This window comes from Streptomyces sp. NPDC096339 (assembly GCF_044762985.1).
Taxonomy (GTDB): domain Bacteria; phylum Actinomycetota; class Actinomycetes; order Streptomycetales; family Streptomycetaceae; genus Streptomyces.
The window spans coordinates 1-8,053 of the sequence record NZ_JBIWFI010000070.1 but is presented as its reverse complement, the minus strand read 5'-3'; the positions used below and the strand labels follow the sequence as shown (position 1 = coordinate 8,053).

General features: G+C 70.6%; 7 protein-coding genes. 5 read left to right on the top strand and 2 right to left on the bottom strand.

Features of this window, described 5'->3' with window-relative positions:
• Window positions 1-252 (top strand): hypothetical protein (locus ACIQ5Y_RS39675; protein ID WP_403892406.1); only part of this gene is annotated, 252 nt, incomplete at its 5' end.
• Between the two features lie 581 nt (window positions 253-833).
• Here ACIQ5Y_RS39675 and ACIQ5Y_RS39670 read toward each other — a convergent pair.
• Window positions 834-2,825, bottom strand: coding sequence for a protease pro-enzyme activation domain-containing protein (locus ACIQ5Y_RS39670; RefSeq protein WP_403892403.1), 1,992 nt, complete (start codon window positions 2,823-2,825; stop codon window positions 834-836).
• A gap of 421 nt (window positions 2,826-3,246) precedes the next feature.
• Between ACIQ5Y_RS39670 and ACIQ5Y_RS39665 the strand changes: the two genes are divergently transcribed.
• Together ACIQ5Y_RS39665 and ACIQ5Y_RS39660 are read left to right on the top strand one after the other, a co-directional pair.
• Complete coding sequence (locus tag ACIQ5Y_RS39665; protein ID WP_403892400.1) at window positions 3,247-3,921, top strand: hypothetical protein; 675 nt, start codon at window positions 3,247-3,249, stop codon at window positions 3,919-3,921.
• A 104-nt stretch (window positions 3,922-4,025) separates the two neighbouring features.
• The gene (locus ACIQ5Y_RS39660) at window positions 4,026-4,205 is read left to right on the top strand and encodes a hypothetical protein (protein WP_403892397.1); all 180 of its coding nucleotides are present in this window, start codon (window positions 4,026-4,028) and stop codon (window positions 4,203-4,205) included.
• A gap of 193 nt (window positions 4,206-4,398) precedes the next feature.
• On the opposite strand, the gene ACIQ5Y_RS39655 is transcribed toward ACIQ5Y_RS39660, so the two are convergent.
• Window positions 4,399-6,912: a Helicase associated domain protein gene (locus ACIQ5Y_RS39655; RefSeq protein WP_403892394.1), complete on the bottom strand. Its 2,514-nt coding sequence runs from the start codon at window positions 6,910-6,912 to the stop codon at window positions 4,399-4,401.
• Between the two features lie 240 nt (window positions 6,913-7,152).
• Between ACIQ5Y_RS39655 and ACIQ5Y_RS39650 the strand changes: the two genes are divergently transcribed.
• Complete coding sequence (locus ACIQ5Y_RS39650; protein ID WP_403892391.1) at window positions 7,153-7,356, top strand: cold-shock protein; 204 nt, start codon at window positions 7,153-7,155, stop codon at window positions 7,354-7,356.
• 263 nt (window positions 7,357-7,619) lie between these two features.
• Window positions 7,620-7,823 (top strand): cold-shock protein, encoded by a 204-nt coding sequence (locus tag ACIQ5Y_RS39645; RefSeq protein ID WP_403889296.1) that lies wholly within the window; start codon window positions 7,620-7,622, stop codon window positions 7,821-7,823.
• Window positions 7,824-8,053 lie beyond the last annotated feature (230 nt).

The window sequence follows — 8,053 nt, the reverse complement described above, 5'->3', positions numbered from 1 at the left end:
CTGTCCTGGCCGGCCCGCCTGCGGGGCACCGCCGAGGGAGCGGAGGGCGGGGTGGTCCGCCACGGGGTGCCGCACGCCGGCTCGGCGGAGGCGTGCGCCTGCCGCCGGTACGACTGCGGCGGCCTGGTCCCGGTGGCCTGGTGTACCGAACACGGCGACGCGGTTGGCCCGGTCATGGAGTGGCACCCCGGCGGCGGGATCCGCTGCACCGAACTGGCCCGGCGCGTCACAGTGTCGGTACCGCTGACGTGACACAACGCTGACGATCGGCGGGGTGCTGTCAGTGGGTTCGGCGGCCTGTGTCAGTGGCTGGGGCGCTGATCCTGCACGTGGGGCGGGTATTCGCTACTGACATGGGTGCCGATCTGGCGCTCTGGCTGGTCGTGCGGCATGCCGGCGGCGCCGACGAATACGGACGGGTGTGGGGCGCAGCAGGGGGCGCGCCCGCTCAGGAAGTGCCGTTCCACGTCAGCGGCAGCGGCGCTGTACGGGCGCAGCGAAGCGTCAGGTTCTGGCCTGATCCTTCGATCGGGCGTTGGTGTTGCGCCTGGCCCAGGAGCCCGTCCGCGAGTCCGTGACCGTACCGCGCATCCGGGCCCCCGCTCCGGCCTGCGATCCGACGAATCCGCGCGCGGCGGGCAAGCGGCCCGCCGCGAGGGAGCCGGAAGCGGTCCGACTTCCGCCGGGGCGCAGGCCGGTGGACTGCCCGCCCACCGAACTGCGTGTCGGTGACCAGGTGCCCGGGGGCGGCGGCCTGGTCGTCATCGCCGATCTGCGATACCGCCGTGGCGCCACCCGCACGTGCGGCGCGGCACCGGTGTGCCGGCGGGTTGTCAGGGTGTCTGGTAGGAGCGGAGGTAGTCGGCGGTGGGGGTGCCGACGCCGGTGACGTCGTCGTAGCCCTCGACGGCGTGGAGGGAGGAGTCGTGGCCGAGGGTGTCCAGCCAGGTGGCGGTGCCGTCGGTGGCGTCCGTCTTGTTTACGAAGTCGACCCGGACTTCGGCGATTTCGGTGCCGGTTCCGAAGGGGTGGTCGGTGATGTCGTGGAAGGCTTTGGTGTTGTAGCGGGCGTAGATGGCGGGGTTGGCGAAGCCGAGTGGTGTGCCGGCGGCCTGCTGGGCCAGCGCCTGGAGGGCGGTGATCACCGGGGTGGCCAGGCTGGTGCCGCCCATCCGGGACTCGCTGTAACGCGTCTCGCCGTTCGGGAAGGTCTGGGTCTGGCCGACCAGGAAGCCGGTATTGATGTCGGCCACCGCCGCGATGTCCGGCACCACCCGGTTGCTCCCGCTGTGCGCGCCGGACAGTGAATCGGGCACGATCCCGTCCTGGTACGAGGGCATGGCCGTCCGCGTGCTGGTGCCGCCGCCGGCGCCGCGCAGGAACGTGCCGGGGAAGTCGGTCCAGCTGGTGCCGTCTGCCGAGAGAGGGGCCTTCAGGGTGCCCCAGCCGGTCTCGAAGGCGTAGCCGTTGTTCGGGTACAGCCCCAGCGAGGTGCCGCCGACGGCGGTGACGAAGTCCAGCGAGGCGGGCACCTGGGTCTGCTTCTTTCCGGAGCTGGCGAGCTCGTCGCCGTTGTCGCCGGTGGCGAAGTAGAAGCCGATGCCCTGCACCGCACCCTCCTGGAACACCTGCTCGAACACCGGGTTGAGCGTCGGGTCGCTGTCCGACTCGACCCAGCCCCAGGAGTTGCTGACCAGGTCGGCCAGGTGCCCGTCGACGACCCGGCGCAGCGCGTCGATCATGTCCGGGCCGTAGGCGGAGGAGGCGGCGACGTACTGGATGTCGGCGTCGGGTGCCACGGCGTGGACGGCTTCCACGTCCATGGTCTGCTCGCGGTACCAGTCCTGGGCGCTCCATGCGCCCGGCTCGGCGGTGTGCGTCCACTCGGGCGGATCGTTGTGCACCAGCTGTCCGGCGGCGTACGGGGCGTCGCCGTGCGCCTTCGCGTAGGTGGCGATGTCGGTGTCCAGGGTGGGGGAGTCGTAGGGGTCGACGACCGCGATGGTGACGCCCTTGCCGGTGAGCCCGGTGGCGGTGGCGCCGTAGGCCTCGCGCAGCTGGGTGCCGGTGTAGCCCTGGACCACGTACGGCTGCACCCAGCCGTAGGCGGGCGGGGTGCCGATGGCCGGGGCGCCGCCGAAGTACGGGGAGAACGGGCCGGAGTTGACGTAGGCCGGGGACGGGCCGGGCAGGGTGTCCAGCTGGGCGGCGGCCCGGTCCGGGGCCGGCCGGGCGGCCCGGTCGGTGGCGGCCGACCCGGGGTGCACCTGGTGCGGGGCGGTGTCGAGCCCGGAGACGGAGAGCACGTCGGAGGCCAGGGCCGCGGGTACGGAGGCCTCGCCGACCGGGGCCTGGTAGGTGTGGCCGTCGCGCTGGTAGGAGCGCAGCTCCACGCCGAAGGCCCGCTGGGCCTGCTCGGCCGTGCCCTGGGCGACCAGATGGTGCCCGGTCTCGGCGCTCACCGTCAGCCCGGCCGAGGACAGCCAGCCCCGCACCCTTTTCGCCTGTTCGGGGGTCGGGGCGAACCGTTCGCGTACCTGCTGGGGCGTCAGGTAGTGCCGGTACTGGTCCGAGCGCGGGTCGGAGACCGCGCGGGCGAAGGCTTTGAGGCCTGCCGGGTCCTTCCCGGCCAGGTAGACCCGCACCGTGACGGGTGTGGAAGCCCGCACCGGTCCGAGGTCCGCCGAGGGCAGGGCCCAGGCGGGGTGGGTACCGGGCACGGCCACCCGGCCGTGCGGGGCGGAGGACGCATGGACAGGCGCGGCCAGGCCCAGCGCGAGCAGCGGCACCGCGGCGGCTGCCAGGAGTCTCTGGCGACGTGTCATACCGAGGGTCATGTCGACAGGGATAGGCCACGCGTGGCCCGCGCCCGCAGACTCGCCGCATGCCCCGCCCGGAAGTTCACACCGCTGCACTATCCACACCCGCCGGGGCTGTGCCGTGCGGCCGAAGAACGGCCGGAAAGGGCTTCTGACCTGTAACGATGCGCTCCGCCTCACATACGTCCGACACCGAGTCCGTGGTGTTCGACGGCACCTCGTGTGCGGCGGCACAGGCCCCTGCGGGGCGCAGGGAAGAAACCCGCCTCGGGCCGGGCCGGTTGGCCCCCGGCGGCCGGGGTTGTTGGCTGTCCACTCGTTCGGGTGGGGCGGTGAGGTGGCGGTCTTCCCCGGTGTCTCTTGATCGTTTAGCCTGTCACTTAAAGTAGCGAATCGGTACTTATGGTGAGCGAGAGAGGGTTCGTCGATGGGTTACCTGCGCAGGAACAGCTTCTTGATCTTCTCGGACGAGGGCGCGCCGACGGAGGTGAAGGTGCTGGATCCGCAGAAGGTTGCGGAGATCGAGGCCGCGCACCAGGCGGGGAAGAAGCGGCGCGTTGACGACCTGATTGTGGAGAAGCTGGGCGGCTTTCCCCTGACCGAGGCCGAGGTTGCGGTGCTGACCACGGACAAGGAGATTGCTGAGCTCATGGGGGTGTACGAGGACAAGCAGAGCAAGGCGGCAAGGCTGAAGAGGGCCGAGGAGGCCGCGCGGAAGGCCGAGGCGACGGAGGAGGCCAGGGTGAGGGCGGCCGGCTCCGAGGGGGAGCTGTGGCGGCGGATCGTTCAGAGCGTCCAGGCCGCCGATGGCGACGAAGAGGCGTTCAAGGAGTTCCTGCGGACCGACCGTGACACGAAGGATCTCGCGAGCCAGGACCGGCGTGACTTCGCCTGGGCCGTCCTCGCGATCGAGAAGTCCAAGGCGGAGCTGCCGGACACCCGCTACCGCCCCTACCGTTCCTCCGCGTCCACGGTGCGTTTCAAGGATGACCACGGCTCGGGGTCAACGAGATCGGGCGCAGCCACAAGACGGTCGGCGGCGAGCTGGTCGCGAGGACCGAGAGTGAGCTCATGCATGACCAGAACCCGGCCCTGTGGGTGAAGGTCGCCGACGGGGCGTGGGCGAAGGGCGGTCACTGAGGCGGCTATCTGCAGGTCACCTGTGCCACGGACAAGGGCAAGTGGATCGACTCCAGCAACGGCTGGGTGAGCCCTGTCGCGTCCAAGACCGACACGGTCACCTTCTACGACATGGGCAACTTCTACGAGATCTGGCAGAAGGACCGCGAGTCCGGCCGGCCGATGGTCGTCGAGGACGACCACCTGCGTTTCGTCCAGGGTGCTACCCCGGGCAGGTTCAACCTCCAGGACTCGACCTGGGACTGACCGGCCTCCGGCTGCATGCGGATGCCCCCGGCCCTGTCGGGGGCATCCGCATGCAGCCGGAGGCCGGTCAGTCCCGGGTTTGGCCGCCCTGTCGCGGCGTGCCGGGCGGGGGTTGGGTCGGGGGCCCGGGATGGGCGTCATCCGGGGAGCGGCGATCACCTCTGCATCCGGCCCGCTCGTGATTGCGGGGCAATCACGAGGCGGCCCATTCCACCCCGAGGGCGGCGAGGGCTTCGAGCTGTGCCGGGTCGAGTCGGTCGCGGCGCTGCTTCTGGTTGGCGAGCCATACGCCGGTGCGGTGGACCGCCCCGGGAAGGTGTTCGAGGTGCTGGCGGCCGGGCAGACCGCCGCCTTCCCGCTCGACGTACTGCGTGAGGGCCTGGATGCCGGTCTGGAAGGCCGCTGCGCCGCGCCCGGACACTGCGGTCGTGCTGGTCTTCGCGGGCGCCTGGCGGGCCCGTACGACCCGCGCCGGGGTGACACCGAGCGCGGTGAGCCGGGCCTGCTGCTCGGCGTTGAGCCGGTTCCAGTCCCGTCGTTGGGTGGCGAGCCAGCGGCCGATGTCGTCGCCGTGCCGGGTCACCCCGGGTGTGATGGCGGTCAGGCGGGCGCCTTCGTCGAGCAGCTGGCCGAGGTAGGCGTAGTGGCGTTGCCAGTCCACCGTCCACTCCAGGGGCGCGGGGTTCCAGTCGGCGTCGATCGCGACCAGCGCCGCCGCCCGCCGTGCGGCGCGCACCGGGTCTTTGCCGAGTCCTCCGGGTCGGCGGATGTTGGTCAGCCACTGTCCGACCGGCTTGTCGAGCGCGGTCGCGTGCCGCGGCGCGGCCAGGGTCCCGTGCTGCTCGTAGTACGCGCGGGCGGCAGCGAGGTTCTGGTCGAACCCCGCGTCGGCGGTGTCCCAGACGATCCCCAGCTCCTCCAGCTCGGCGGCCCGCTCTCCGGTCATCTGCCCGGCCCGGAACACCCTGCGCTGGTCGGAGAGCCACCGCCCCAGGGGGTGCGCACCCTCCACGTGGTCGTAGGGCACTTCCAGGTGCTGCTCCCGTTCCCGGTACCGGAACGCGGCCTCTACGCCGCGGCGCCAGTCCTGGCGTTCGGTGTCGAGGACCTGGTAGCTGATCCACTTGGCGATCAGCGCGGGGTCCCGTGGTGCGGCGAACCGCAGCAGCAGCCGGGCCTCTTTGTCTCCCTCGTCTGGTGCCTCGCCGATCAGACGCGACGGCGCTACGATGCGCTTCTGTGCTTTCTGGGGAATTGCGAGCATTTCCACGGCGCGTTCATCGTGCGCCCTAAGCCCTTGCAGAACCCGAATGAGAGGGCCATACGATTTCGAGGAAAGAATGTCCTCCGGATTCTCGTTCTCGTCCAGGAATACCGGCACGATCAGGGTAGCCATTTTGCCCTCACCGGGCTTCTGGCGCAGCGCCCGGCCGATGGCCTGGACGATGTCGACGGCGGATCCCTTGGGGTCGATGAGGGCCACGCTGTCCACGCTTCTGATGTCGACGCCTTCGCCCAGAACGCGGCAGTTGGCGAGCACGGCGCGGCCGGCCCGGCGGCCGAAGTCGGCGAGGACGTCGGCCCGGTGCTCGGCGTCGTGCTGGCCGCGCAGCCACCCCGTCCACACCTTCGCCGGGTGCCGGCCGGGGTCGACGGCGTGCAGGCGGGCTGCGACCCGGGGCAGGCCTTCGGCGAAGGCCTGCGCCTCGATGGTGCGGTGGTGGAAGGTGATCGTGGTCTTCAGATCATGGGCCGCCATCGTCTCCAGGAGGACGGTCTGCACGGCCGCCAGCCGCTCGCCCCGCAGCTCCTCGTCCCACCGCTCTGTGCCGTAGAGCCGGCCGGGGGTCACTACCGGGTCCACCAATTCGGCCACAACCACCTGATAACGGGCCAAAAGACCCCGGGAGATGGCGTCTGCCAGCGGCAGCTCGTACACGACAGGCCCGAACACGCTCGGGTCGTCCATCGAACAGGCCAACTCCGCAGGCAGGGCCTCGTGGCGCGGTACGTACGGCTTCCCCTTGGCCTCCGCCTTCCGCCGCCGCGTCTCCTCCTGGCGCCGGTGTGCTGCCGCGGCCGCCCGCTTCTCTGCCGCCGTCCGCGGCCGCTCCGCCCAGATCCTCGGGGTGGCGGTCATGTACAGCCGGCGGTGGGCGGGGATGACCTCCTGGCGGTGCACCTCCGCCCAAGCCTTCCCCGCCGACCCCGACGTGCGGTGCGCCTCGTCCACCACCACCAGGTCGAAGGGCTCCATCCTCAGCCCGTACTCCCCACCGAACGCCTCGGCCACGACCGGCAAGGAGGCGTAGGTGGCGTACACGGTGACCGGGCCGCGGCCGTGCCACAGGGCGAGCTGCGGCGCCGACGTCGTGGCGCGCACCTTCAGGGCGGACAAGTGGGCGCTGTCCTCAAGCGAGCACACCGCGACAGCCGGCCCGGTGTGCCCGGCTGTCCGCCACTCCCGTGCGGTCTGGGTGAGCAGGTCCAGGGTCGGCAGCAGGACCAGGACCCGCCCGCCCCGCGCCAGGCGGAGGGCGGCCGCGGCGGCGATGAACGTCTTCCCGGTCCCGCATGCCGCCACCACCGTGGCCCGCAGTCCGTTCTTCGGGATACGCTTTCCCGGCGGGATATCGAGCCCGCGCACGATGGCTTCGACGGCCTCTTCCTGATGAGGCCGGAGCGTGATTCCATCGGTCTGCTGCATTCGTCACTCCGTTGGAAAAGTACCGCCGGGCGGGAGTGGCCAGAGTCTCGGGATGCTACACACTGCATCTCACTCTGATGCACACTGATGACTGTACCGCCCTGGGGACCCGTTGAGACCAGTTCACCCAGTCGAGTCAACATCTCCCCATAAGGTTTTCCGCGATGGAGATAGCACGCCAGGATCGGCTTGTACCGCGGCGAATCGGGCTGCGGACGCGAGCGTGAAGGACATGCGGCGATGGCGCAGGGCAGCGTGAAGTGGTTCAACACGGACAAGGGATTCGGGTTCATCGAGCAGGACGAGGGCGGTCCGGACGTCTTCGTGCACCACTCGGAGATCCAGGGCACCGGCTACAAGGCCCTCGACGAGGGCCAGCGGGTCGAGTTCGAGATCGGGCAAGGCCAGAACGGCCCCCAGGCCCAGCAGGTCCGCGTGATCTGAGCTCCGTCCCCTGCTGTCGGCCGGGCCCGCGCGAGCGGGCCTGTCCTGGAGGCGGAGCCGGAAGGACCAGGGGTGGGAGCGGAGCGGACACCCCAACGGGCCGTAGGCCCAGATCCGGTGAAACGGGGTCACCCAGGCCCGCGCAGCGGGCCGTTCGGGTGGAGGGCAGGGCTCCGGCTTGGCACCCGTTTGGATGGTTTCCGTCGTATCGCGTAGTGGCAGGATCCGGCTGGTTCCCACCTGGACGATGAAAGGGCGTAGGCATGCCGAATGGCACGGTGACGATGTTCAACGACGCTAAGGGGTACGGAACGATCAAATCCGATGATGGTGAGGAGTTCCCCGTCCACCACACCGAGATCATCACCAACGATTATCGGACGCTGGCGGTGAACGCGAGAGTGGTCTTCGGTATCAAGGACGGCCCCAATGGGCGCCAAGCCGAGAAAGTCATGGTGGTGGGCTGACCCCGGGCGCCCAGCCCCTTCCTCCATTGCCGGCCGGTCCGCGGAGCGGGCCTTTGGTGCTGGAGGCGAAGCCGGAAGGACCCGGGTGGGGGAGCGGAGCGGACCCGCCCAACGGGCCGGAGACCCGGACCCCGTGAAACGGGGTCACCCGAGCCTGCGAAGCAGGCTGTTCGGGGTGGAGCGCAGCGGAACCCTGAACAGTCCGGAGCGCAGCGCAGGACTCCGGCCCG

Bases quoted from the DNA above. Each gene is read 5' to 3' on its own strand.
- ACIQ5Y_RS39670 (WP_403892403.1), bottom strand. From the start codon at position 2,825: ATGACACGTCGCCAGAGACTCCTGGCAGCCGCCGCGGTGCCGCTGCTC.
- ACIQ5Y_RS39645 (WP_403889296.1), top strand. From the start codon at position 7,620: ATGCCGAATGGCACGGTGACGATGTTCAACGACGCTAAGGGGTACGGA.
- ACIQ5Y_RS39655 (WP_403892394.1), bottom strand. From the start codon at position 6,912: ATGCAGCAGACCGATGGAATCACGCTCCGGCCTCATCAGGAAGAGGCC.
- ACIQ5Y_RS39665 (WP_403892400.1), top strand. From the start codon at position 3,247: ATGGGTTACCTGCGCAGGAACAGCTTCTTGATCTTCTCGGACGAGGGC.
- ACIQ5Y_RS39650 (WP_403892391.1), top strand. From the start codon at position 7,153: ATGGCGCAGGGCAGCGTGAAGTGGTTCAACACGGACAAGGGATTCGGG.